This window comes from Streptomyces sp. ICBB 8177, from assembly GCF_003144095.1.
In the GTDB taxonomy this organism is placed as follows: Bacteria; Actinomycetota; Actinomycetes; order Streptomycetales; family Streptomycetaceae; genus Streptantibioticus_D.
The window spans coordinates 488,995-514,363 of the sequence record NZ_NSKH01000002.1 but is presented as its reverse complement, the minus strand read 5'-3'; the positions used below and the strand labels follow the sequence as shown (position 1 = coordinate 514,363).

17 protein-coding genes and 1 riboswitch are annotated in these 25,369 nt (G+C 72.3%); of the genes, 2 read left to right on the top strand and 15 right to left on the bottom strand.

Annotated elements, in window-relative coordinates; genetic code table 11:
* Window positions 1–211 precede the first annotated feature (211 nt).
* Both CK485_RS02685 and CK485_RS02680 read left to right on the top strand, forming a co-directional pair.
* Window positions 212–997 carry an ABC transporter ATP-binding protein gene (locus CK485_RS02685; protein WP_109446378.1) on the top strand — a complete coding sequence of 262 codons (786 nt, stop codon included), beginning with the start codon at window positions 212–214 and terminating at the stop codon, window positions 995–997.
* 83 nt (window positions 998–1,080) lie between these two features.
* Window positions 1,081–3,630: an FtsX-like permease family protein gene (locus tag CK485_RS02680; protein WP_109446376.1), complete on the top strand. Its 2,550-nt coding sequence runs from the start codon at window positions 1,081–1,083 to the stop codon at window positions 3,628–3,630.
* A 397-nt stretch (window positions 3,631–4,027) separates the two neighbouring features.
* On the opposite strand, the gene CK485_RS02675 is transcribed toward CK485_RS02680, so the two are convergent.
* From CK485_RS02675 to CK485_RS02605, 15 genes are all read right to left on the bottom strand, one after another.
* Window positions 4,028–5,347, bottom strand: coding sequence for a cyclopropane-fatty-acyl-phospholipid synthase family protein (locus CK485_RS02675; protein ID WP_109446374.1), 1,320 nt, complete (start codon window positions 5,345–5,347; stop codon window positions 4,028–4,030).
* A gap of 239 nt (window positions 5,348–5,586) precedes the next feature.
* Complete coding sequence (locus tag CK485_RS02670; protein ID WP_109446372.1) at window positions 5,587–6,993, bottom strand: NAD(P)/FAD-dependent oxidoreductase; 1,407 nt, start codon at window positions 6,991–6,993, stop codon at window positions 5,587–5,589.
* 517 nt (window positions 6,994–7,510) lie between these two features.
* Entirely contained in the window at window positions 7,511–8,455 is a 945-nt protein-coding gene (locus tag CK485_RS02665) for a Ppx/GppA phosphatase family protein (RefSeq protein WP_109446370.1), read from the bottom strand.
* Entirely contained in the window at window positions 8,452–9,039 is a 588-nt protein-coding gene (locus tag CK485_RS02660; RefSeq protein ID WP_109446368.1) for a DUF501 domain-containing protein, read from the bottom strand. Before CK485_RS02660 ends, CK485_RS02665 begins: the two co-directional genes overlap by 4 nt.
* A 69-nt stretch (window positions 9,040–9,108) precedes the next feature.
* Window positions 9,109–9,576 carry a septum formation initiator family protein gene (locus CK485_RS02655; RefSeq protein ID WP_109446366.1) on the bottom strand — a complete coding sequence of 156 codons (468 nt, stop codon included), beginning with the start codon at window positions 9,574–9,576 and terminating at the stop codon, window positions 9,109–9,111.
* 132 nt (window positions 9,577–9,708) lie between these two features.
* The gene (gene eno / locus CK485_RS02650; protein WP_109446606.1) at window positions 9,709–10,989 is read right to left on the bottom strand and encodes a phosphopyruvate hydratase; all 1,281 of its coding nucleotides are present in this window, start codon (window positions 10,987–10,989) and stop codon (window positions 9,709–9,711) included.
* Window positions 10,990–11,319: 330 nt separating this feature from the next.
* A complete protein-coding gene (locus tag CK485_RS02645) occupies window positions 11,320–11,982 on the bottom strand; it encodes a transglycosylase family protein (RefSeq protein ID WP_109446364.1) in 663 nt (220 codons plus the stop codon).
* Between the two features lie 5 nt (window positions 11,983–11,987).
* A riboswitch (cyclic di-AMP (ydaO/yuaA leader) is annotated at window positions 11,988–12,216 on the bottom strand.
* Window positions 12,217–12,506: 290 nt separating this feature from the next.
* On the bottom strand, window positions 12,507–13,565 hold the full coding sequence (locus CK485_RS30010; RefSeq protein ID WP_109446362.1) for a transglycosylase family protein: 1,059 nt from the start codon (window positions 13,563–13,565) through the stop codon (window positions 12,507–12,509).
* Between the two features lie 93 nt (window positions 13,566–13,658).
* Window positions 13,659–14,912: a cytochrome P450 gene (locus CK485_RS02635; protein ID WP_109446360.1), complete on the bottom strand. Its 1,254-nt coding sequence runs from the start codon at window positions 14,910–14,912 to the stop codon at window positions 13,659–13,661.
* A gap of 9 nt (window positions 14,913–14,921) precedes the next feature.
* Entirely contained in the window at window positions 14,922–15,617 is a 696-nt protein-coding gene (locus tag CK485_RS02630) for an endonuclease V (RefSeq protein ID WP_109446358.1), read from the bottom strand.
* A 69-nt stretch (window positions 15,618–15,686) separates the two neighbouring features.
* Window positions 15,687–16,676 carry a nucleoside triphosphate pyrophosphohydrolase gene (locus CK485_RS02625; protein ID WP_109446356.1) on the bottom strand — a complete coding sequence of 330 codons (990 nt, stop codon included), beginning with the start codon at window positions 16,674–16,676 and terminating at the stop codon, window positions 15,687–15,689.
* 37 nt (window positions 16,677–16,713) lie between these two features.
* Window positions 16,714–17,370, bottom strand: coding sequence for a SurA N-terminal domain-containing protein (locus tag CK485_RS02620; protein WP_109446604.1), 657 nt, complete (start codon window positions 17,368–17,370; stop codon window positions 16,714–16,716).
* A 153-nt stretch (window positions 17,371–17,523) separates the two neighbouring features.
* Complete coding sequence (mfd, locus tag CK485_RS02615) at window positions 17,524–21,057, bottom strand: transcription-repair coupling factor (RefSeq protein ID WP_109446354.1); 3,534 nt, start codon at window positions 21,055–21,057, stop codon at window positions 17,524–17,526.
* 574 nt (window positions 21,058–21,631) lie between these two features.
* Window positions 21,632–24,214, bottom strand: coding sequence for an FtsX-like permease family protein (locus tag CK485_RS02610; protein ID WP_109446352.1), 2,583 nt, complete (start codon window positions 24,212–24,214; stop codon window positions 21,632–21,634).
* Window positions 24,211–24,999, bottom strand: coding sequence for an ABC transporter ATP-binding protein (locus tag CK485_RS02605; protein WP_109446350.1), 789 nt, complete (start codon window positions 24,997–24,999; stop codon window positions 24,211–24,213). Before CK485_RS02605 ends, CK485_RS02610 begins: the two co-directional genes overlap by 4 nt.
* Between the last annotated feature and the right edge of the window lie 370 nt (window positions 25,000–25,369).

Sequence of the window (25,369 nt, the reverse complement as noted above, 5' to 3'; positions counted from 1 at the left end):
CGCGCGAAACACCCGGGAAGCACCACCTTCCCCGCGCCCCCGCACACCGTCCTACGCCTTCGCACCCGCGTCATACCTGAGGATGACCCGAGGCGAACGCGTACCTCCCGAGACTGTCGCCGGAACCAGGACACGGGCTGATCCTGCGGTGCCGTCCGGCCGGGAGGATTGATCCCATCGTCCACCGGCCCGACAGGCAGGAGAGCCACCCGTGACCACCTCCACCCCCTCCGGCACCCGTACCGGCCAGCGTGCCGCCGCGGTGGCGGCGAGCGCGACGGACCTCAGCAAGGTCTACGGGCAGGGCGAGACCCGCGTGGTCGCCCTGGACCGGGTCTCCACCGAGTTCCGCCGGGGCGAGTTCACCGCGATCATGGGTCCGTCGGGTTCCGGCAAGTCCACGCTGATGCACTGCATGGCCGGACTGGACTCGGTCTCCTCCGGCTCGGCCCGGATAGGCGACACCGAGCTGTCGTCGCTCAAGGACAAGCAGCTCACCCGGCTGCGCAGGGACAAGGTCGGCTTCGTCTTCCAGGCGTTCAACCTGCTGCCGACGCTGACCGCCCTGGAGAACATCACCCTCCCGATGGACATCGCGGGCCGCAGGCCCGACAAGGCCTGGCTGGACAACGTCATCGAGACGGTCGGCCTGTCGGGGCGCCTCAAGCACCGCCCGGCCCAGTTGTCCGGCGGCCAGCAGCAGCGCGTCGCGGTCGCCCGCGCGCTCGCCGCCCAGCCGGAGATCATCTTCGCCGACGAACCGACCGGCAACCTCGACTCCCGCTCCGGCGCCGAAGTCCTGGGCTTCCTGCGCAACTCGGTGCGCGAGCTGGGCCAGACCGTGGTGATGGTCACCCACGACGCGGTGGCCGCCTCGTACGCCGATCGCGTCGTCTTCCTCGCCGACGGCCGCCTCGTCGACGAGCTGCGCTCCCCCACCGCGGACGCCGTCCTGGACCTGATGAAGCGCTTCGACGCCAAGGGCCGCACCAGCTGACGCCCGGCGCCGCCCGACGCGCCGCCCGCCCCGCGACGACCTCGCGCCGAACCGTTTCACCTTCCAGCCCCAGGACCCGCCACATGTTCCGTACCGCCGTGCGCAACGTCTTCGCGCACAAGGCCAGGCTGCTGATGACCCTGCTCGCCGTACTGCTCGGCGTGGCCTTCGTCTCCGGCACCCTGGTCTTCACCGACACCATCGGCACCGCCTACAAGAACCAGGCCGCCACCAGCTACGCCGACACCGCCGTCGGCATCACCAGTTACCCCGACCCGGACGGCTCCGGCGGCGACGGGCACCGCGACCTGGGCGTCAGCGCGGCCACCGTCCAGCACATCGCCGCGCTGCCCGGCGTCGCGACGGCCACCGGCCGGGTGGACGGCTTCGCGGGCGTCGCCGACGCCAAGGGCAAGCTGATCGGCAACGGCTGGTCCAACACCGGCGCCAACTTCGCCCCCGGCAAGGACGGCAAGGACCCGCGCTACGCCTTCGTCTCCGGCACCGGGCCGACCCGCGCCGGGCAGATCGCGCTCGACCAGGACACCGCGCGCAAGGGCGGCTTCCACGTCGGCTCCACCGCCCGCGTCGCCACCAACGGGCCCGTGCGCACGTACACCGTCACCGGCGTGTTCACCACCGACGACGGCTCGGTGAGCGCGGGCGGCTCGCTGGTGCTCTTCGACACCGCGAGCGCGCAGTCCCTCTACCTGGCACCGGACCACTTCAAGGACGTCACCGTCACCGCGAAGCCGGGCGCCTCCCAGAACACGCTGCTGAACGAGATCACCCCACTGCTGCCGAAGGACTCCAGCGCCGTCGCGCAGACCGGTCAGCAGCTCGCCGACCAGCAGTCGAAGGACATCGAGCACCAGTTCAGCTCGCTGAGCACCATGCTGCTCGCCTTCGCGGGCATCGCGCTGTTCGTCGGCGTCTTCCTGATCGCCAACACCTTCACCATGCTGGTCGCCCAGCGCACCAGGGAACTCGCCCTGATGCGGGCGCTCGGCGCGAGCCGCCGCCAGATCACCCGCTCTGTGCTGACCGAGGCACTGGTCGTCGGTGTCGCCGCGTCGGCGGGCGGCTTCGTGGCCGGCGTCGGCATCGCGGTGGCGCTGCGCTCCGCGATGTCCTCGTTCGGCGCCAAGGTGCCGGGCGGACCGCTGGTCGTCGCGCCGTCCACGGTGGTCGTGGCGTTCGCGGTGGGCGTGCTGATCACCGTCCTCGCCGCGTGGCTGCCGGCCCGCCGGGCCGCGAAGATCCCGCCGGTCGCCGCGATGAGCAGCGCGGACCTGCCCGCGCCCACCAAGTCCCTGGTGCTGCGCAACAGCTTCGGCGGCCTGCTGACCGCCGTGGGCGTGGCGATGGTGCTGACGGGCGGCGCCAGGGGCGGCTCGGGCGGCCGCTGGACGGTCGGCGGCGGCGCTGCCGTGCTGCTGACCGGCGTGATCGTGCTGACGCCACTGCTGTCGCAGCCGGTGATCGCCGCCGTGCGGCCGCTGCTGGCGCGGGTGTTCGGGGTCTCGGGCAACCTCGCCGCGCGCAACGCCCGCCGCAACCCGCGCCGCACCGCGGCCACCGCGTCCGCCCTGGCCATCGGCCTGTCCCTGATCACCGGGATGACGGTGCTCGGGCTGTCGCTGGGCCGGGCGATCGACAAGACCACGGTGGACAACCTCTCCGCGGACTACATGGTCCAGATGGCCAACGGGACGCCGCTGGACGGCTCGGTGGCCCGGGAGATCGCCAAGGTGCCCGGCGTGACCGACGCGACGGCCGTGCAGCACGCGGACTTCACGCTCGACGGCCACTTCACCGCCGTGACCGCCGCCGACCCGGGCGGCCTCACCCGCACCGTGCGCATCGACACGGTGACCGGCTCGCGCTCGGCGCTGGCGCAGGGGAAGGTGCTGGTCCAGGACAAGGTGGCCGAGGAGCACGGCTGGAAGGTCGGCGACACCGTCCAGGCCGACTACCCGGACGGCACGCACGCCGAGGTCACGGTCGGCGGCACCTACGGCGACAACCTCGCGCTGTCCGACGTGGTCATGCCGCGGTCGATGCTGGCGCCGCACGTCACGAAGCCGGAGATCCAGGTCGTCCTGGTCAGGACGGCGAACGGCGCGAGCGCGGCGACCAGCCAGGCCATCACCGACGCGCTGGGCGACAACCCGGCGATCTCCGTCATGGACCAGCAGGGCATCCGCGACAAGTTCGGCGGCATGGTCAACGACATGCTGTCGATCCTGTACGGGCTACTGGGCATGTCGCTGGTCATCGCGGTCCTCGGGGTCGTCAACACCCTCGCGATGTCGGTCTTCGAACGCAGGCGGGAGATCGGCATGCTGCGGGCGGTCGGCCTCGACCGGCGCCGGGTGAAGGGCATGATCCGCCTGGAGGCGGTCGTGATCTCGCTGTTCGGCGCGGCGACGGGCATCGTCCTGGGCCTGTTCGTGGCCTGGGCGACCGGCGAGTCCATCTCCGGCAGCGTCCCCGGCTACGCGATGGTCCTCCCCTGGACCCGGATCGCGGTCTTCCTGGCCCTGGCGGCCATGGTGGGCCTCCTGGCAGCGGCCTGGCCCGCACGGCGGGCGGGGCGGATGGACATCCTGGAGTCGATCAAGACGGAGTAGGGGGACGCGGGGTGGGTGGGGGTTGAGCTTGTTCTCCCCCACCCACCCGCCCTTTCCCCCGGTGGGGGTACGGGCCCCAGCCCCCGGCGCAGGACCCGCCAGTCCGACGCGCCGCACCAACCCGCCTCCGCGCCTCCCAACTCCGCTTCGTCCAGAGGCCAATGAGGGCGGATGGGAAAACGGTCCGCAGACGAGCGAGCCGCAGACCCCGAATCGGGCAAGCCGCCCCGCTCACACTCGGCCCCGCCCGCCCACGCATCCCATGGGCGGGTGGGTGGGAAAACGGCCCGCACACGAACGAGCCGCGCACCCCGAACCAGGCCGGCCCGCCCCGCTCACCCCATGCGCGGGCAGGCGGGAAAACGGTCCCCACGTGAACGAGCCGCCGCAGCGGGGACTACTCCGTCCACTCCCCCCGCGTTCGCCCCATCCCCGACGCCCCGTCCGGGCCCGGGCGGATGGCGAGGACCTGGTTGACTCCGATGCGGTTGCGTTCGAAGGCGAGGGCGGAGGCGGCCATGTAGAGGCGCCAGACGCGGGCCCGGCCGGGGGAGGTGAGGCGCACCGCCTCGTCCCAGTGGTCCTCCAGGTTCGCCACCCACCGCCGCAGCGTCAACGCGTAGTGCTCCCGCAGCGATTCGAGGTCGCGCACCTCGAACCCCGCCTGCTCCAGCAGCGACACCGTCGTGCCGACCGGCGCCAGTTCCCCGTCGGGGAAGACGTAGCGGTCGATGAACTCGTCGACGCGGTACGCCTCCTCGTGTGCCAGCGGCCGCCGTGCGATCTGGTGGTTGAGCAGCCTGCCCCCCGGCGCCAGCAGCCCGTACAGCGTGCGCGCGTACTCCAGGTACCGCGCGGAGCCCACGTGTTCGGCCATTCCGATGGACGAGATCGCGTCGTAGGGGCCGTCCGCGACCCGGCGGTAGTCCTGGACGCGGATCTCGATCCGGTCGGTCAGCCCTTCCTCCGCGACCCGCTTGCGGGCGTACGCGGCCTGCTCGGAGGACAGGGTGATGCCGACCGCCCGCACCCCGTAGTGCCGCGCGGCGTGCAGCACCATCGAGCCCCAGCCGCAGCCCACGTCCAGCAGCCGCTGCCCCTCGCGGAGCGCCAACTTGCGGCAGACCAGGTCGAGTTTGGCCTCCTGCGCCTGCTCCAGCGTGCCCGCGGCGGGTTTCCAGTACGCGCACGAGTAGACCATCGAGGGCCCGAGCACGTGCTCGTAGAAGGCGTTGCCGACGTCGTAGTGGTGGTGGATCGCGTCCCGGTCGCGGCTGAGGCTGTGCCGGGCGCCGCCACGGCGCGGTGCCTCCTCGGGCGGCGGCGCGGGCGGCAGCCCGGGCCCGGCGAGCGTCAGCGCCTCACGGGCGAGCCTGCGGATCTCCGGATCGCGCAGGACCCGTACCGCGAACAGCGCGGCGACGGCCCGGCCCTCCCCGGCGCCCTCGCCTCGTTCCCACACCAGGCCCGCCATCCGGGACAGCGCCTCGTACAGGTCGCCCTCGACGTCCAGGTCGCCGGCCACCCAGGCCCGCGCGAGCCCCAACTCGCCCGGCTTCCACAGCACTCGGCGCAGCGCGCGGCGGTTGCGCACCACCAGGACCGGGCCGTCCGGCGGGCCCGCCTCGCTGCCGTCCCAGGCCCGGACGCGGACGGGTGGCGGAGCCCCCAGGGCTCCTTCGGCGAGGGCGGCAAGCCGTCCGGCGGCGTCGGCCATGGTGCGAACCTCCTGAGGGGCACGTCATCCGAGCGGATGGGGCTGGTCCTGTGCGACTCCTGAAGCTGAACAACTCCTTGTACCGTGAACTGATTCGGGCGTGTCAATAGTCCCGGATCGGCAAGCGCATACCACCATGGCAGAACCGCGAAAACGCCGAGGGCGCCCGCCCCACGGATGGCGGACGCCCTCGGCGTCGGTAGTGCGGGTCCGCCGCGTTCAGCGGGCCCTTGCGGCGGTCAGGAGGCCTTGGCCTTCTCCGCCTCGCCGGACTTGACCTCGACGGCCTGCTCGGCGGCCTTGGCCTTCGCCTTGGCGGCCGCGGCGGCGGTCACCGGGGCGGCGGCGCCGTAGAACTCCTCGCGGGGGTTCTCCAGCGCGCCCAGCGCGACCACGTCGCGCTTGAGGAACATCGCCAGCGTCCAGTCGGCGAGCACCCGGAACTTGCGGTTGAAGGTCGGGACCGCCATGCCGTGGTAGCCACGGTGGCAGTACCAGGCCAGCCGGCCGCGCAGCTTGATCTTGCCGAAGAGCAGGGCGACGCCCTTGTGCAGGCCGAGGCCCGCGACCGCGCCCATGTTCTTGTGGCGGTACTCGTGCTGCGGGAAGCCGCGCATGCCGGACACCACGTTGTCGCCGAGGACCTTCGCCTGGCGCAGCGCGTGCTGGGCGTTCGGCGGGCACCAGGCACCCTCGCCCGAGGCCAGGTCCGGCACCTGGGCGTTGTCGCCGGCCGCCCAGACGTGGTCCATGCCCTGGACCTGGAGGGTCGGCGCGGTGTCCACGTGGCCGCGCGGGCCGAGCGGCAGGCCGAAGTTGGCCAGCGCCGGGTTGGGCTTGACGCCCGCGGTCCACACGATGGTGGACGCGTCGACCTCGAGTCCGTTGGCGAGCACCACGTGCTTGTCGACGGCCGACGTCATGGAGGTCTCGAGGTAGATCTCGATACCGCGCTCGCGCAGGTGCTCGAGTCCCCACTTGCCGAGCTCGGGACCGACCTCGGGGAGGATGCGGTTGGCGGCCTCGACGAGGATGAACCGCATGTCCTCGCGCTTGACGTTCGTGTAGTACTTGCACGCGTCGCGGGCCATGTCCTCGACCTCGCCGATGGTCTCCGCGCCGGCGAAGCCGCCGCCGACGAAGACGAAGGTCAGCGCCTTGCGGCGGACCTCCTCATCGGTCGTGGAGTCGGCCAGGTCGAGCTGCTCCAGCACGTGGTTGCGCAGGTCGACGGCCTCCTCGACGCCCTTCATGCCGATGCCGTTCTCGGCGAGACCCGGGATCGGGAAGGTGCGGGAGACGGCGCCGAGGGCGACGACCAGGTAGTCGAAGGGCAGCTCGTACGCCTCGCCGACGATCGGCTCGATCACGGCCACCTTGCGGTCCTGGTCGACCGAGGTGACGCGGCCGGTGAGGACCTCCGCCTTGGGCAGCACGCGTCGCAGCGGGACCACGACGTGGCGCGGGGAGATGCTGCCGGCCGCAGCTTCGGGGAGGAAGGGCTGGTACGTCATGTACGAGCGCGGGTCGACGACCGTGACGGTCGCCTCGCCGAACCGCATCTTCTTCAGGATGCGGCGCGCCGCGTACAGGCCGACGTAACCGCCGCCTACTACGAGGATCCGTGGACGCTCCGTGGTGCTCATGGCTTCGAGTATCCAGCACGCCCTAGGGCCACCCTCGTGAGCCCCTTCACAAGGTTCGGCAGGGGCTCTGCTACACTGCGCGATTTCGTGATCGAGGCCACAGCCCGGCGCAGGAACCCCAGGGGCCGCGCGGGCGTTGAACGACCCTCGTGAGCAGCCACGATCCGGGCAGAGGACGGACGCGCTGGGACCGTGCAACCCTGTTGAAACACGGGTGTTGAGGCCGCGTAACCCTGCTTTGGGGCCCGAACGACCCCTTGTGGCCTCGGAAAGTGCGCCGATGGGCGGGAACTTCATGTGAAGAAATTCACGAAGACTCTTCCGGGACCGGGCGGGCCGGGTGCCCCGAAGGCGCTCAGCCGAACGAACTCCTGCTCAGACGTCGTACGAACGTGCCGCTCCGGCCGGTACGAACGCCTTCCGGCGGGTCTTCCCCGACGCCTCCGCAGGGCCCGGCTCCGGAGGCGTCCCTCCGGAGGCGTCCGCCGAAGGGGGAGGCGTTCGCCGAAGGGAACGGTCAGGCCACGGACCAGGCGATGCCGTCGAGGATGTCGTGCTCGCTGACGAGGACCTCCAGCGCTCCGGTGCGCTCCATGATCGTGTGCAGGATGAGCGCGCCCGCGGCGATCACGTCGACCCGGCCGGGGTGGATGACCCGCATCTTCGCGCGTTCCTCGTGGGTGGAGGCCAGCAGCCGTTCGCTGATCAGCTGGACGTGGCCGCGGGTGACGCGGGAGTGGTGGATGGCCGCCGACTCGTAGACGTCCAGGCCCATCGCGAGCCCGGCGACCGTGGTCACGGAACCGGCCAGGCCCACCATCGTGCGGGCCTCGCGCAGCGGCACGGTCTCGGCGGCCAGGTCGAGGGCGGCCTCCACGTCGGCCCGTATGGCGTCGATCTGCCGCCGGGTGGGCGGGTCGGTGATCCGGCCGTCGGCGTCGGTCAGGTGGCGTTCGGTCATCCGCACGCACCCGACGTCCACCGAGACCGCGGCGCGCACCGCGTCGTCGCCCAGCACGAACTCCGTGGAGCCGCCGCCGATGTCGACCACCAGGAACGGGCGTTCCAGGCTGGGCATGGCGGCCAGTTCCTTGGTGGCGCCGTCGAAGGAGAAACGGGCCTCCTGCGCGCCGGAGATCACCTCGGGCCGCACGCCGAGGGCGTCGACCACGCCGTTGACGAACTCCTCGCGGTTCTCCGCGTCCCGGGTCGCCGAGGTGGCCACGAACCGCAGGCGCTCCACGCCCTGCTCCCGGATCACCTCGCCGTACTCCCGGCAGGCGCGCAGCGTGCGCTCCAGCGCCTGCGGGTGGAACCGGCCGGTGCGGTCGACGTCCTGCCCGAGGCGGACGATGCGCATGCGGCGGTCGATGTCCTTCAGCGATCCGGTCGCCGGGTCGGCGTCGGCGATCAGCAGGCGGATGGAGTTCGTGCCGCAGTCGATCGCGGCGACCCTGGTCATCGTGTGTCCTCCGCGTCATCGGTGTCATCGGCGTCAGCGGTGCTCCTGGGGCCCTCGGCGGTGCCCGCCGCTCCCGTGCAGGCGCACGGGCCCTTGCGCCACCACTCGGGCAGCATCGCGATCGCCTCGTCGCCCAGCGGGTTGACCCCCGGGCCGGCCGCCAGCGAGTGGCCGACCAGGACGTGCAGGCACTTGACCCGGTCGGGCATGCCGCCCGCGCTGGGAAAGCCCTCCAGCACCTCGATTTCGTCGCGGCGGGCGAGGTAGTCCTCGTGGGCGCCGCGGTAGGCGTCGGCCAGCTCGGCGTCCTCGGCGAGGCGCGCCGTCATCTCCTTCATCACACCGTCCGCCTCCAGCGTGCCGATGGCGGACGCGGCGCGCGGACAGGTCAGGTAGTACAGCGTCGGGAACGGCGAGCCGTCCTCCAGGCGCGGCGCGGTCTCCACGACGTCCGGCAGCCCGCACGGGCAGCGGTGCGCGACGGCCCGCAGGCCCCGCGGCACGCGGCCGAGCTGCTCGCCGATGGCGGCTACGTCGGCCTCGGTGGGTGGGGTCGGTTCGGTGCGGGGCGGGGGGTTGTCCACGGTGGGCTTTCTCTTCGTTTCTGCGGTGGGTGGTGGGGCGGGCCCGCGACGGCGGCGGGCGGGTGGCGCTCAGTGGCCGGAGTCCGCGGAGTCCACGCCGTCCCAGAGGTTCTCGTACCAGGGGCGATTGCCCGCGGCGGAGCCGGACGCGGCCCCCGAGGCGCCGGAGCCCTGGCCGCCCGGCATGACGTACCCGGTCTCGCCGGGCATGACGTAGTGCAGCTGCTGCCTGGCCTGCGCCTTGACGTAGTCCGGGTCGGACCAGCGGGCCTGCTGCTCCTTGAGCTGTTCCACCCGCAGCTTCGCCTGCTGGGCCTGCTTGCGCTGCTGGGCGATCTGCGAGCGCTGCGCGATGTACTGCCGGGTCGGGTAGGCCAGCGCCACGACCAGCGCGCAGACGGTGAGGGCGAGCAGGGCGGCGCGGCCGGTGAGCCTGCCGCGTCTGGGGGCCCGGCCGGTGGCGCGGTAGACGCGGGCCTGTGCCTGCTGGCCGAGGGCCTTCAGCCTCACCGCGGTCGGGAAGCGGTCCGCGCCCACGTCTGTCACCCCTCGTCGGTCACGTCATCGCATACGGCTGTCCCCGCACACGGTACCGGGACCGGGTGCGGGGACAGCCGCGTCGGCATCACGGCGTGAGGTTCACGCCGTCAAGCGCGGGAGAGCCGGGCCTCACGCCTTGAAGCGCGGGAACGCGGAGCGGCCCGCGTAGACGGCCGCGTCGTCGAGGATCTCCTCGATGCGCAGCAGCTGGTTGTACTTGGCGACGCGGTCCGAGCGGGCCGGGGCGCCGGTCTTGATCTGGCCGCAGTTGGTGGCGACGGCCAGGTCGGCGATGGTGACGTCCTCGGTCTCGCCCGAGCGGTGCGACATCATGCACTTGTAGCCGCTGCGCTGGGCCAGCTCCACCGCGTCCAGCGTCTCGGTGAGCGAACCGATCTGGTTCACCTTGACCAGCAGCGCGTTGGCGGTGTCGTTGTCGATGCCGCGCTGGAGGCGCTCGGGGTTGGTGACGAACAGGTCGTCGCCGACGATCTGGATCTTGTCACCGAGCTCGGCGGTGATGGTCTTCCAGCCGTCCCAGTCCTCCTCGTGCAGCGGGTCCTCGATGGAGACCAGCGGGTAGGCGGCCACCAGCTCGCCGTAGTAGGCGCTCATCTCGGAGGCGGTGCGGTTCTTGCCCTCGAAGACGTAGGCGCCGTCCTCGTAGAACTCGGAGGCGGCGACGTCCAGGGCGAGCGCGATGTCCTGGCCGGGCTGGAAGCCGGCCTTCTTGATCGCCTCGACGATCAGGTCGAGCGCCTCGCGGTTGGAGTCCAGGTTCGGCGCGAAGCCGCCCTCGTCGCCGAGGCCGGTGGACAGGCCGCGCTCCTTCAGTACGCCCTTGAGGGTGTGGTAGACCTCGGCACCCCAGCGCAGCGCCTCGGAGAACGACTCGGCGCCGATCGGTGCGATCATGAACTCCTGGATGTCCACGTTGGAGTCGGCGTGGCTGCCGCCGTTGAGGATGTTCATCATCGGCACCGGCAGCACGTGCGCGTTGGGGCCGCCGACGTAGCGGAACAGCGGCAGGTCGGAGGCCTCGGAGGCGGCGTGCGCGACGGCCAGCGAGACGCCGAGGATGGCGTTGGCACCCAGCGAGGACTTGTCCGGGGTGGCGTCCAGGTCCAGCATCGCCTGGTCGATCAACCGCTGCTCGGTGGCGTCGTAGCCGACCAGCTCCGGGCCGATCTGCTCGATGACGGCGAGCACGGCCTTCTCCACGCCCTTACCGCCGTAGCGGGACTTGTCGCCGTCGCGGAGTTCGAGGGCCTCGAACGCACCGGTGGAGGCACCGGAGGGGACGGCGGCACGACCGGTGCTGCCGTCGTCGAGGCCGACCTCGACCTCGACGGTGGGGTTGCCTCGCGAGTCGAGGATTTCCCGGGCTACGACGACGTCGATGGACGGCACGAGCATCTCCTTCAGGATGTGTTGCTTGGCTCAGCTGCTCAGTCTGACTGGCGGCGGTCTGAGATGTCTTTGCGTCTTTGCGGGATGAGCCTAACCGGCCTACGGCCGCCAGCCGGTCGGCGGTGCGCGCCCGGACACGAAATGGGGTGTGCGCCCTGACGCGAAAGGACCGGTGCGCAGGCGGCGCGGCGGGCCCCGGGAACGGCGACGCCCCCGGACGCGCGGGCGGCGGGGGCGGTCGTGGAGCGGGGACGGGGGGCGCGGTGAGACGGCCCCGGCCGGGCACGCTCGGGGGAAGGCGTGTCCGGCCGGGGAGTCACGTCACCGGGTTCAGCTGGTGTGCAGCTTCTGGCCCGGGAAGATCAGGTTCGCGTCCTTCACGATGTCCTTGTTCAGGTCGTACAGCTTGTGCCAGCCGCCCTGGACGTGCTGGGCACGGGCGATCTTCGAGAGCGTGTCGCCCTGCTTGACGGTGTAGTTGCCGTCGCCCTGCTGGACCGGGGCGGCCTGCTCGTGGCGCTGGACCGGGGCGTGGTGCTCGACCGGGGCCTGGGTGTCGGCCTTGGTGGACTCGGTCTGCGCGGAGGCGCCGCTGCCGGCGGAGCCGGAGGTGTTCAGCTGCGGGGCCGGGCCGCCGGCGGTGAGGTTGCCGGCCGAGGCGCAGGACCAGGCGCCCGGGCCCTGGAGGGCGAGGAGCTTCTGGGCGACGGCTATCTGCTGGTCCTTGGTGGCCAGGTCGGCGCGGGGGGCGTACTGCTGGCCGCCGGCCGCGTCCCAGCTGGACTGCGAGAACTGCAGGCCGCCGTAGTAGCCGTTGCCGGTGTTGATGGACCAGTCGCCGCCGGACTCGCACTGGGCGACGGCGTCCCACTGGGAGACGGTGGCGGCGCTGGCGCTGGTGGCGCTCAGGAGCGGGACGGCGATCGCGGCACCCGCCACACCGGCGAGGGTGGTGATGCGGACAGCCTTGGAGACACGACGGTGCTTACCCATGGAGAAGTCATCCTCACCGACGCCTGCGAGGTCAGCTGTCGGGTTCGGGCGGGTGAGTGCCCGGGCCGCCCGCGGTGGCGTTCCCGTACGCGTTCGTACGGGTCGCACCTCGGGTGCCTTAACCCCAAGCCGGTCCGTTCGCGGCGTCCGGATCCATCTGACGAATCCGGCCGCGCTCCCGGGCCCGGCGGAGAACCTTGGGTCCCCCGCTCCTGCCTACGGCGCTTTCGCGTCGACTGTTCCCGTCGGTCGGCGGCAGGACTCGGCGTTCCCGACCGGCAGGGCTCACGGTGGTGAGCGGTCACGACCATAAGCACAGCCCCCGGCCGCGGGACAACCGGCAACCGTCCGGGGACCGCAGGCCGTTCACCGTCGAGTTGACGGGCTAACGCGCAGGTCGCGGGGGGATGAAGGGGCCGAACCTGACCTTCCGGCCGCGTCCGGGCGCGAGAGCTTTGTCACAGGCCGACGGGTCGTCAGGCGCTCCGGCGGCTCCTCCCGCCGGCCGGCCGGAGCGCCGGTGGTCAACCCAGTGTGAGCTGCTGCCCGGGCAGGATGAGGTCCGGATCGCCGCCCACGACCGACTTGTTGGCGTCGTAGAGCGAGGACCAGCCTCCGGGGACGGAGTGGTCTGAGGCGATTTCAGAGAGATTGTCGCCCGGCTGGACGGTGTACGAGGCGCCACCCTGCCCCGTGGCCCGGCCGCCGTCGCCCGGGAGTTGGGACCGCCCGTCGCCGCTGTCGCGCGAGGTGTCACCGTCCCCTCGATCACCGTCCGTAGCCGACGACCCCGGGGTCCCGGTGCCCCCCGGGGCCGGTGCCGCAGTGGACGAACCGGACGGGTCGGGCGTACCGGACGCCGAACCACTCGCCGCACCGGAGGGGTTGGGCGTACCGGAGGAACCGGACGAACCAGACGAAGACGGCGCGGGGTGCTTGCCGGACGTCGAGGGCGCGGGTGACGCGGAGGCCGTCGGAGCCGAGGCCGAGGACGACGAAGAGGGTGAAGGTGACGAAGACGAGGAGGGGGAGGAACCGGACGGGTCGGGCGTGGCGCTCGTGGACGGCGCGGGCGATCCGGTGGGCGTCGTCGTGCCGCCCGTCTCCCCCGAGCCGGTCGTGGGCGTCGTGGTGGTCGTCGAGGTCGACGGGCCGGTGTCGAGACCGAAGGACGGCGCGGAGTCGCCCGGGTCGCCGGTGACCGGCTGCGGCGCGGGGCCGCCCTGGGTCAGCCCCGCGCCGGCACCGCACTCGGCCCAGTAGTCCGGGCCCTGGCGGTCCAGCGCGGTCTGCGCCACGGCTATCTGCTCCTGGCGGCTGGCCAGATCGGGTCTCGAGGCGTACGCCGTGCCGCCGAACCGGTCCCAGGTGGACTGGTCGAGCTGGAGACCGCCGTAGAAGCCGTCACCGTTGTCCGCGCTCCACATCCCGCCGGTCTCGCACTGGGCCACGGAGTCCCAGGTCGAGTCCGAGGCCGCGTGGGCGGAGCCCGAGGCGAACAGCGGCAGGGCGAGCCCGGCACCGGTGGCGCCCACCGTCACGACGAACTTGGGGGCCTGACGTGGCTTCCTGTGCTTCGGCACGCGTTGCCTTTCTCCGACGGCTGGGATGAGCGCAGAGCGTAGCGCGTGTTCCGTGAGGGATCACAGCCGGATGTAGCGGAGATCACGTGGAGATCACGCACTTGACGGCGTGTCAGCACTGAACGTCACCGGCAGCGTGCGCAGCCCCCGCATGATGAGCCCGCCGCGCCACCGCAAGTCGTCCGGATCCTGGGCGAGTTGCAGGTCGGGAAGGCGGGTGAGCAACTGGGCGAGCGCGGTGCGTCCCTCCAGCCGGGCCAGCGGTGCGCCCAGGCAGTAGTGGATGCCGTGGCCGAAGCCCAGGTGCGGATTGTCACGCCGGGCGAGGTCGAGGGTGTCCGGCCCCGCGAAGCGCTCCGGGTCGCGGTCGGCCGCCGCCAGCACCACGAGCACCGCTTCGCCCTCGCCGACCCGCTGCCCGCCGAGGGTCAGCGGCTCGGTGGCGAACCGCCAGGTGGCGATCTCCACCGGCCCGTCCCAGCGCAGCAGTTCCTCGATCGCGGTGTCCAGCAGCGCGCTGTCCCCCGCCGCCAACGCGTCCTGGAGCAGGGCGCGTTGAACGGGATGGCGCAGCAGTGCGTACGTCCCGTTGCCGATGAGGTTGACGGTGGTCTCGAAACCGGCGAACAGGAGGATGAACGCCATCGCGGCGGCCTCGTTCTCGGTCAGGTGCTCCCCGTGGTCGCTCGCGCGGATCAGACCGGAGATGAGGTCGTCACCGAGGTCGGCGCGCTTGCGGTGGATCAGTTCGAGGAGGTACGACCGCATCCGCTTGACGGCCCGCGCGACGCCACCGCGCGGGCCGCCGCCGTGTCGGATCATGGCACCCGCCCAGTCGCGGAAGTCGTCCTGGTCCTCGGCGGGCACGCCCAGCAGGTCGCAGATGGCGTAGATGGGCAGCGGGAAGGCGAACTCGTGGATGAGGTCGGCGCTGCCGCGCGCGGCGAAGGCGTCGATCAGCCCGCGCGTCAGCTCCTGGACGCGCGGCTCGAACGCGGCGGTCCTGCGCGGGGTGAACGCCTTGGAGACCAGCCGGCGCAGCCGGGTGTGGTCGGGCGGGTCGATGTTGAGCAGATGCGTCATCAGCTCCGCGCCGCGCTCGCCCGGGATGCCGACCTTGCCCTTGGCGTGCGCGGCCCCCTCGCTGTGGTGCACCGGGTTCTTGCTCAGCCGCGCGTCGGCCAGCGCCTGGCGGGCGTCCGCGTACCGGGTGACCAGCCAGGCGTCCACGCCGCTGGGCAACGTGGTCCTGCGCACCGGCGCGTGCTCGCGCAGCCAGGCGTACGCCGGGTAGGGGTCGGAGGCGAACTCCCAGGTGAACAGGGTGGGGGCGGTTGCGTCGGTCACGCCTCGACGTTAGCCCGCCGCGTCCGCCAGCGCGTCCCGGCTCAGGCGGTCGGCGAGACGGGTGGTCTGCGGCAGCCGGTAGTCGGGGGCGAGCGCGAGGACGTGGCGGCACGCGGTGTCGAGGTCGATGGCGTGGCCGGTGGAGACGTAGACCGGCTTGACGCCGTCCTGGGTGCGCAGCGCCCGGCCGACGACCTCGCCGCCGTCGATCAGGTCGGCGCGATCGCCGCGCCCGTGCCCGAGGTCGCCGTGGGTGCCGACGAACGGCGTCTTGGCCACGCCCGCGGTCGGCAGCCCGGTGAGCACCCCGAGATGGCAGGCGAGCCCGAACCGCCGCGGATGCGCGATTCCGTGCCCGTCGCACAGCAGCAGGTCCGGTGTGACGGTGAGCCGCTCCAACGCCGCGACCAGGGCGGGCAGTTCACGGAAGGCGAAGAGCCCGGGGACGTAGGGGAACGCCACCGCCTCGACGGCGGTCGCGCTGTCCACCACGCGCCCGGTGGCCGCCTCCAGCACCACGACCGCCCCCGCGACCCGGCCGTCGGTGCCGGTGCCGTCGCCCGCGTAGGCCACGTCAAGCCCGGCGACCAGCCGGGGCGTGCGCGGCCCGGGTCCGGTCCGGTCGACGCGACCGGCCAGCAGGTCCTGTATCGCGACCGCCTGCTCGGCGTCCGCCGGCCAGGCGTGCGGGATCGTGATCTGCATGGGGCGAGCCTATCGAGCGACCGGCCACAAGCGGCCGGTCGCCGTCGGGCGGGGGAACGGCCCTCGGGCCTAGGCCCGCCCCTCCGCCTCCCGCAGGACACCCCGGTACGCGCGCGCCGCCGCTCGCAGCGCCGCCTCCGGGTCGACGCCCTCGCCCTGCGCCCGCGCCGCCAGCGCCAGCAACTGGTCACCGACGGCGTCGCCGTCCTCCCTCGGCAGGGGCAGGCCCGCGCCCCGGGCACGGGAGGCGAGCTTCGCCGCGAGCGCCAGCGCGGGCTGGTTCAGTGGGACGCCCTCCGTCACCGACTCGCGCCGCTTCTCCTGCGCCTTCGTCCGCAGCCAATGCTCGTGGACCTCTTCCGGTGTGGCGGCGGTCTCCGTACCGAAGACGTGCGGGTGACGGCGGATGAGCTTGTCGACCAGGCCGCCGGCCACGTCGTCGATCGAGAACGGCTCGTCCGCGTCGTCCTGCGCGATCCGGGCGTGCAGCACGACCTGGAGCAGGACGTCCCCCAGCTCCTCGCGGTAGGCCCCCCGGTCGCCCTCCTCGATCGCCTCGACGAGTTCGTACGCCTCCTCGATGAGGTACTTCACCAGCCCGTCGGCGTCCCGGGTGCTGGTCCACGGGCACTCGCGGCGGATGCGGTCCATCACCTGGACGAGGTCGAGCAGCCGCCCGCCCGGCAGGTCGTAGGAGGCGGGGAGCAGTTCCAGTTCGGGCATCCGCACCCGGCCGGAACCGGCGAGCCGGGCGAGTTCGTCGGTGAGCGCCGGATCGCCGTCGCCCGGCGGGATGACGACGACGGTACGTCCGCCGCCGGTCAGGCCGACCAGGTCGCGGCCCGAGGGCGCCGCGTGCTCGACGGTGACGCCCGCCTCCCTCAGGTACGGCAGCTGGGGGTGCGCGGGGTCCGGGCAGACGACCAGGTCGGCCGAGCGCAGCGCCTGCCAGGCCGGCCAGGACAGCAGTCCGGGGGCGACCCGGTGGCTGGTGGTGAGGAGGATCAGGCGCCCGGGTGCGGCGTCCGGCGCGGCGGCGTCATCGGTACGAGTGCTCACCCCTCGAACGTACCCCGCCGCTCCGCGGAGCCCCTGATCAGCCGGTGATCTGCTGGGGCGGCGCGCTCGTGGCGGCGGACTGCCGCAGCCACGGCTGGCTCGCCGAACCCAGCGTCAGGGTCTGCGTGTTCCACCTGCCGTACCGCGGGTTGACGTCGACGTGCAGTTCCTTCGAGGCGGCAGAGAGCACCTTCGTCACGGCGGCCTGGCCGGACTGCGTGGTCAGGTCGACGCCCAGGTGCCGGGCGAGCCCCTGCGCCTCGGCCTGCACCCGGTAGAACTCGTCGATCTGGCCGGGCGCGACCGCGTACTGCTGGAGCAGGGCCGAGCGCAGCGCCCGGACGCCGCCGACCTGCTGCGCGGCGGACGCCTCCAGCCGCTGCACGTCGGTCGTGGTGACGCTGACCCCGGCGTCGCGCGCCGCGCGGTCCAGCACCTGGTCGAAGACCATGCTGTTGAGCTGGGAACGGCTCAGGTCGCTGGTGGCGTCGATCATCTGGTCGGCCTGACCGGTGGCGTTCTGCGCCGCCCGGACCTGCTTGACCTGCGTCTGGAGCGCGGCGACGGAGATCGTGCGGCCGCCGACCACGGCCGCGGCGCCGGGGTGCTGCGCGCCGCAGGAGGTGATCAGTGGTGTGGCGGCCAGCAGCGCGGCGGCGGTCAAGGAGAGCGTGGCGGTACGGCGGCGGACCATGGTGCCTCCCGGCGGGTTGATCGAGCGGCGGTGCACGACCTGGCGCTGATCGAGAATAGGGACTGTCGGCGAGTGATATCCACTACCGCGCGCAACGAGATCCCCCGCCCCGAGGTGTCGCCCGCCCGCGCACCGCCGCGCGCGGGCCACCGCTCACAGCACCACCGACGTCAGGAACTCCGCGGTCCACGCCAGCAGTTCACGGCCCACCACCGGCTTGCCGCCGATCGTGCCGGTGGTCGGCCGCGGCACGAGCACCTGCCGGGCGGCGGGCTTGATGACGCTGCGCGGGTGCAGCCGCTTGAGGCGCAGCTCCTGCGACTCGCGCAACTCCACCGGCCCGAAACGCACGTTGGAGCCCTGAAGAGTGATGTCGGCGACCCCGGCCTTGCGGGCCAGCAGCCGCAGGCCCGCCACCAGCAGCAGGTTCTCCACCGGCTCCGGCAGCTTGCCGTAGCGGTCGGTCAGCTCCTCGCGCACCGCGGTGATGTCCTCCTCGGAGTTGGCCGAGGCGATCGCGCGGTACGCCTGCAGGCGCAGGCGCTCGCCGGGCGCGTAGTCGTGCGGCACGTGGGCGTCGACCGGAAGCTCGATCTTCACCTCAAGCGGGGCCTCCTCCTGGGCCTCGCCGGACTCCAGCGCCGCCCGGTAGTCGGCGACCGCCTCGCCCACCATCCGCACGTACAGGTCGAAGCCGACGCCCGCGATGTGGCCGGACTGCTCGCCGCCGAGCAGGTTGCCCGCGCCGCGGATCTCCAGGTCCTTCATCGCCACGTACATGCCCGCGCCCATCTCGGTGTGCTGGGCGATGGTGGCGAGCCGCTCGTGCGCGGTCTCGGTCAGCGGCTTCTCCGGCGGGTACAGGAAGTAGGCGTAGCCGCGTTCGCGGCCCCGGCCGACCCGGCCGCGCAGCTGGTGCAGCTGGGACAGGCCGAAGTTGTCGCCGCGCTCGACGATGAGGGTGTTGGCGTTGGAGATGTCGATGCCGGACTCCACGATGGTGGTGGAGACCAGCACGTCGAACTTCTTCTCCCAGAAGTCCACGACGACCTGTTCCAGCTGCGACTCGCCCATCTGCCCGTGCGCGGTGGCGATCCGCGCCTCCGGGACCAGCTCGCGCAGCCGCGCCGCCGCCCGGTCGATCGACTCCACCCGGTTGTGGATGTAGAAGACCTGGCCCTCGCGCAGCAGCTCGCGGCGGATCGCGGCGGCGATCTGCTTGTTCTCGTACGGGCCGACGAAGGTCAGCACCGGGTGCCGCTCCTCCGGCGGGGTCGTGATGGTCGACATCTCGCGAATGCCGGTGACGGCCATCTCCAGGGTGCGCGGGATGGGGGTGGCGGACATCGTCAGCACGTCCACGTTGGCCCGCAGCTTCTTCAGCTGCTCCTTGTGTTCGACGCCGAAGCGCTGCTCCTCGTCGACGATGACCAGGCCCAGGTCCTTGAACCTGGTCTCGGAGGAGAACAGCCGGTGGGTGCCGATCACCAGGTCCACCGAACCGTCCGCCAGGCCCTCCAGGACCGCCTTCGCCTCGGCGTCGCTCTGAAACCGCGACAGCGCGCGCACCACGACCGGGAACTGCCCGTAGCGCTCGGAGAAGGTGGAGAAGTGCTGCTGCACCAGCAGCGTGGTCGGCACCAGCACGGCCACCTGTTTGCCGTCCTGCACCGCCTTGAAGGCCGCGCGCACCGCGATCTCGGTCTTGCCGTAGCCCACGTCGCCGCAGATCAGCCGGTCCATCGGGACCGACTTCTCCATGTCCTCCTTGACCTCGGCGATCGTGCTGAGCTGGTCGGGCGTCTCGGCGTACGGGAACGCGTCCTCCAGCTCCCGCTGCCACGGGGTGTCGGGCCCGAAGGCGTGGCCGGGGGCGGCCATGCGCGCCGAGTACAGCTTGATCAGGTCGGCGGCGATCTCCTTGACGGCCTTCTTGGCCCGCGCCTTGGTCTTCGTCCAGTCGGCGCCGCCCAGCCGGTGCAGGGTGGGCGCCTCACCGCCGACGTACTTGGTGATCTGCTCCAGCTGGTCGGTGGGCACGAACAGCCGGTCACCGGGCTGGCCGCGCTTGGCGGGGGCGTACTCCACCAGCAGGTACTCACGCGTGGCGCCCTGCACGGTGCGCTGCACCATCTCCACGTACCGGCCCACGCCGTGCTGCTCGTGCACGATGTAGTCGCCGGGCTGGAGGGTGAGCGGGTCGATGGTCTTGCGGCGGCGCGACGGCATCCGCCCCAGGTCCTTGCTGGCGGACTTCTGGCCGGACAGGTCGGTCTCGGTGAGCACCGCCAGGCGCAGCGCGGGGGCGACGAAGCCGTGCTCGACGCAGCCGCAGGAGACGTGCACGACGGAGGGTTCGGGCACGCCCGCCAGGTCGGTGTCGAGACGGGCGGCGATGCCCTCGTTGCCCAGGACCTCGACGGTGCGGGAGGCCGGGCCGTGGCCCTCGGTCACGTAGACCACGCGCCAGCCGTCGCTGAGCCAGCCCTTGGTGTCGGCGAGCGCGCGGGCGCTGTCGCCGCGGTAGGTCTCGGGGGCGTTCATGCCCAGGGTGAGGGTGTCGTCGGTGGTCTCCTCGTCGGCGGAGAACTGGCTCACCGACCACCACGGCATGCCGATGTCCCGGGCGTGATCACGCACGTCGGCCAGCGACCGCAGGCTGGCCGCCCCCAGGTCGATCGGGGCCTCTCCTCCTCCGGCGGTGGCCGCCCAGGACGCCTCCAGGAACTCCCTGCTGGTCGCCACCAGGTCCGCGGCGCGGGTGCGCACCCGCTCGGGGTCGCAGGAGACGACCAGGCCGCCGGCCGGCATCACGTCGAGCAGCAGCTCCATGTCGTCGACGAGGACCGGGGCGAGGGACTCCATGCCCTCCACCGCGATCCCCTCGGCGATCTTCCCCAGCAGCTCGCCCAGCTCCGGATGGAGCTCGGCGAGGGCCGCGGCGCGCTCACGCACCTCGTCGGTGAGCAGCAGCTCGCGGCACGGCGGCGCCCACAGGCCGTGCTCGGCGACCTCCAGGCTGCGCTGGTCGGCGACCTTGAAGTAGCGGATCTCCTCGACGTCGTCGCCCCAGAACTCCACCCGCAGCGGGTGCTCCTCGGTGGGCGGGAAGACGTCCAGGATGCCGCCGCGCACCGCGAACTCGCCGCGCTTCTCCACCAGCTCGACGCGGGCGTACGCGGCGGCGGCCAGCGCGTCGACGACCTCGCCGAGGTCGGCCTGCCCGCCGGTGCGCAGCGCCACGGGCTTGAGGTCGCCCAGGCCCTTGACCTGCGGTTGCAGTACGGAACGCACCGGCGCGACGACGACCTTCAGCGGACCGCTCGCGGGGTCGTCGGGGCTCGGGTGGGCCAGCCTGCGCAGCACGGCGAGGCGGCGGCCGACGGTGTCGGAGCGCGGGGAGAGCCGCTCGTGCGGGAGCGTCTCCCACGCGGGGTAGTCCACCACGGAGTCCCGCGGCAGCAGGGTGCGCAGCGCCTCGGTGAGGTCCTCGGCCTCCCGGCCGGTGGCGGTCACGGCCAGCACCGGGCGCCCGGCCTTGGCGGCCAGCGCGGCCAGCGCGAACGGCTGCGCGCCGACCGGCCCCACCAGGTCCAGCCGGGGCCGGTTGCCGTCACCGGCGGCCTTGACGGCCTCGGCGAGGGCCGGGTCCTCGACAACGGCGTCAAGCAGTCCGAACAGGCTCATCAGTGCATTCCGTCCCGGGGTGGGCAACGCGAACGACCCGGGACGCGGGGGCGGACCGGGTGGGGAGGTTCCAGGGTACGACCCGCCACGGACGGTGTCGGCTTCGTGTGGTCGCAGGCCTTGACGGCGGAGCGTGAGGGCTGCGCCGCCGCGCGGCGGCCTGTTTTTGCGGAGTGCCGCGTCTGCGCCGCTGCGCGGCTTTGAGGAGCGGGAGGGCGGGGGCTTCCGCGCTGCGCGCTGCGCTGACGGCCGTGCGCTGCGCGCCCGGCAGGTAGTCCTGGAAAACGCTTGGCATCCCGTTGCCGGAGACAAGCTTTTTCGGCACGTCTGATTGACGAAAACCCTTGCTGTCGACAACGGGGTGACAACTAATCCGCAGACCAGGAACCCGCGACCCCGCCCAGACCGAGCCGGGCGCGCAGCGCACGGCATCCAGCGTGGCGCGCAGCGCCCAGCCCCCCGCCCTCCCGCCGTCGTAACACTCCGCAGACAAGCCTCCGCACGAAGAAGGCCCGCCCCCGCACGCTCCCCTGTGGCGTGCGGAGGCGGGCCCGTTCCGTATCGGGCGCGCCCGTCAGTCCGTGGCGATCGCTCCCAGGACGTTCATCCGGGAGGCCCGCAGGGCGGGAGCCAGGGCCGCGAGCAGGCCCACGACCGCCGAGCCCACGAAGACCGCGCCGACCGTCGCCCACGGGATCGACAGGTCGCCCAGGCCCTTGAGGGCGAGCAGCTTCTCCGCCGCGACGCCCCAGGCCATGCCCAGGCCCAGGCCGATCACCGCGCCGAACAGGGCGATGACCACCGATTCGAGCCGGATCATGCGTCGCAGCTGCCGCCGTGACAGGCCGATCGCCCGCATCAGGCCGATCTCCCGGGTCCGTTCCACCACCGACAGGGCCAGGGTGTTCACCACACCGAGGACGGCCACCACGATGGCGAGCGCCAGCAGTCCGTAGACCAGGTTGAGCAGCTGCCCCATCTGGTCGCGCAGCTCCTTCTTGTAGTCGGCCTGGTCGCGCACCTGCACCTGCGGGTAGGCGTGGACCGCCGACTTCAGCGCGCTGTACGCGCTGTTCACGCCGGCCTTGTCGGCGGCGGTGGCGAAGAGCATCACGTCCTGCGGCATCCGGTCCGCCGGGGTGTAGCGGCGGGCGGTGTCCAGCGAGACGTACATCGCCCCGTTGTCGAGGCTGGTCTTGCTGGAGGTGACCGCGTCCACCCGGAGGGGGGCCGCGCGGCCGCCGGGGAAGGTGACCTGGATCGTCTCGCCGGTGGTGAGGTGGTGGCTGTCGGCGAAGGACTGGCCGACGGTGATGCCGCCGTCCGCGTAGGCGTCCTGGACCTTGCCGGAGACCGTGGCGACCCGCAGGTCGGTGACGTAGGTCGGGTCGGTCGCGGACAGGGTCTGGTCGGAGCGGGTGCCGTCGGGCAGGGCCAGGGTCGCGGGCACGGACTTGTACTCGGTGACGTGCCCGAGCCCGGGGGTGCCCTTGATCGCCTTGACGATGTCGGGGGTGAGCGCGCCGTCGGGGTTCTGGATGATGAAGTCCGCGCCGACCGACTTGTCGATCTGGTCGCTGGCGGAGGCCACCATCGAGGAGCTGACGACCGACAGGCAGGCCACCAGCGCGAGGCCGATCATCAGGGCGGCGGCGGTGGCGCCGGTGCGGCGCGGGTTGCGCAGGGCGTTGCGCTGGGCCATGCGGCCGACCGGGCCGAACGGGCGCAGCGTGACGGTGCCCAGCACCCGGACCACGCCCGCCGCCAGCAGCGGGCCGATGATGATGAAGCCGATCAGCGTGACGACCACGCCCAGGCCCAGCAGGGCGCTGCCCTGTCCGGCCTGCTTGGCCACGGCGGCCGCCACCAGGCCCGCAGCGCCCGCGGCGGTGACGACGAGGCCGGCCACCGAGCGCAGCACGGTGGAGCGGGCGGTGGAGGAGCCGCCGGTGGACTCGCGCAGCGCCGCCATCGGCGAGACCTTGGCGGCACGGCGGGCGGGCAGGTAGGCGGCGAAGAGGGTGACGAGCACGCCGACCGCCGCACCGGTGACCGGGGTGGTCCACTTCACCGTCAGGTCGCCGGTGTTGAGGTGCATGCCCATGCCGTTCATCAGCCGCATCAGGCCGACCGCGATGCCCACGCCGCCGGCGATGCCGAGCGCGGAGCCGATGACGCCCAGCAGCAGGGCCTCGGTCATCACCGAGCGGTTGACCTGCCTGCGGCTCGCGCCCAGCGCCCGCATCAGGCCGATCTCGCGGGTGCGCTGGGCGACCAGCATGGAGAAGGTGTTGACGATCAGGAAGACGCCGACCAGCAGGGCGATCCCGGCGAAGCCGAGCATGGCGTCCTTCATCACGTTCAGGAAGCTCGCCACGTCGGACTTGTTGGCGGCGGCCGTCTGGGCCTTGGTCTGCGCCTGGTAGCCGTGGCCGAGCGCGGTCAGCGCCTCCGCCTTGAGCCGGTCGTCGGTGCGGGTGCCGTCGCCGTAGGCGTTGATCGAGGTGAACGCGCCCGTCTTGCCGAGCAGTTCGTGCTGGGCGGTGGCGGTGTCGAAGAAGACCAGGGCGGCGCCGGGGTTGGTGGTCTGGAAGGTGGCGATGCCGGTGATGGTGTGGGTGAAGGTGCCGAAGCCGGTCATCACCTTCAGCTGGTCGCCGACGCGCAGGTGGGCGTTGGCCGCGGTGTCGGAGTCGACGACGGCCTGGTCCGCGGTGTCGGGCGCGTGACCCGAGGTGATCTTCACCGCGGCGGTGGGCTCGACGGTCCAGTTGCCCGCGATGGTCGGGGCGCCGGAGGTCGGGCCGATGTTCTTGTCGGTCCTGGGGTCGACGAGAGTGACGGAGGTCGAAGAGGCTTCCCCGTAGGCCGACTTGACGCCCGGCTGGGCGGCCAGAGTGCGCACCGCGGAGTCCGGCAGGGTCAGCGGCGCGGCGCCGTCCTGCGGGGAGCTGCCGTCCTTGTTGGCGCCGTGCGGCTGCACGGTGACGTCGGCGGCGGTGACGGCGAAGAGCTTGTCGAAGGTGGTGTCGACGGTGTCGGTGAACACCAGCGTGCCGCAGACGAAGCCCACCGAGAGCAGGACCGCCACGGCGGACAGCGCCATCCGGCCCTTGTGCGCGAAGAAGTTGCGCAGCGAGGTCTTCAGGACGGTCACGACGTCCTCCCGCGCGCGTCGAAGGTCTTCATCCGCTCGAGGACCTGTTCCGCGGTCGGGGAGGCCATGTCGTCGACGATGCGGCCGTCCGCCAGGTACAGGACGCGGTCCGCGTAGGAGGCGGCGACCGGGTCGTGGGTGACCATGACGATGGTCTGGCCGAGTTCGTCCACCGAGGCCCGCAGGAAGCCCAGGATCTCGGCGCCCGCACGGCTGTCGAGGTTGCCGGTGGGCTCGTCGCCGAAGATGATCTCCGGCCGGGCGGCGAGCGCGCGGGCGACCGCGACCCGCTGCTGCTGGCCGCCGGACAGCTGGGTCGGCCGGTGCTTGAGGCGTCCGGCGAGGCCGACGGTCTCGACGACCCGGGCCAGCCACTCCTTGTCGGCCCTGCGGCCGGCGATGTCCATCGGCAACGTGATGTTCTCCATCGCGTTGAGCGTGGGCAGCAGGTTGAACGCCTGGAAGATGAAGCCGATCTGGTCCCTGCGCAGCCGGGTGAGCTGCTTGTCCCTGAGCTTGGTGATCTCGGTCTCGCCTATCCAGATGCGGCCCGACGTCAGCGAGTCGAGCCCGGCCAGGCAGTGCATCAGGGTGGACTTGCCGGAGCCCGAGGGACCCATGATCGCGGTGAACTGGCCGCGTGCGATGTCGACGTCGACGGCGTCCAGCGCCACGACCCGGGTCTCCCCGGTGCCGTAGGACTTGGTCACCTGGCGTGCCCTCGCGGCGACGGCCGTACGCCCTCCACTGCCGCCCGCCCGGGGAACTGTTACAGCCGTGGTCACGTGGATTCTCCTGGTATGTGGTGGGAAGTGGATGGGTCTTCAGCGTGCTGGACGGGGGGTCGCCGGGGCGATGGGGTGGAGTGGCGTATCGGGGCGGGGGTTGTCCCCACCCCCGGCGCGTCCGCCGTCGTCGGCCGGCTTCATCACGTGCCATCAGGCTAGGCAGCGGGGGGTGGCGCACTCCTCCTGCTGCGGGACGAACCGGGGGTATGAGGAAACCCCGGCGGCCCCTTAGGGGTTGGCGGCCCCCGGCTCGTACCCGCTCAGGGTTCACTCCCCGCGCGCCCTGTGCCGCGCGATCACGCGTACTGATGGTTTGAGCGTCTTCAGCACCATTTGCCGGGTCGTGTCAGGCCATGCTGAGCGTGTC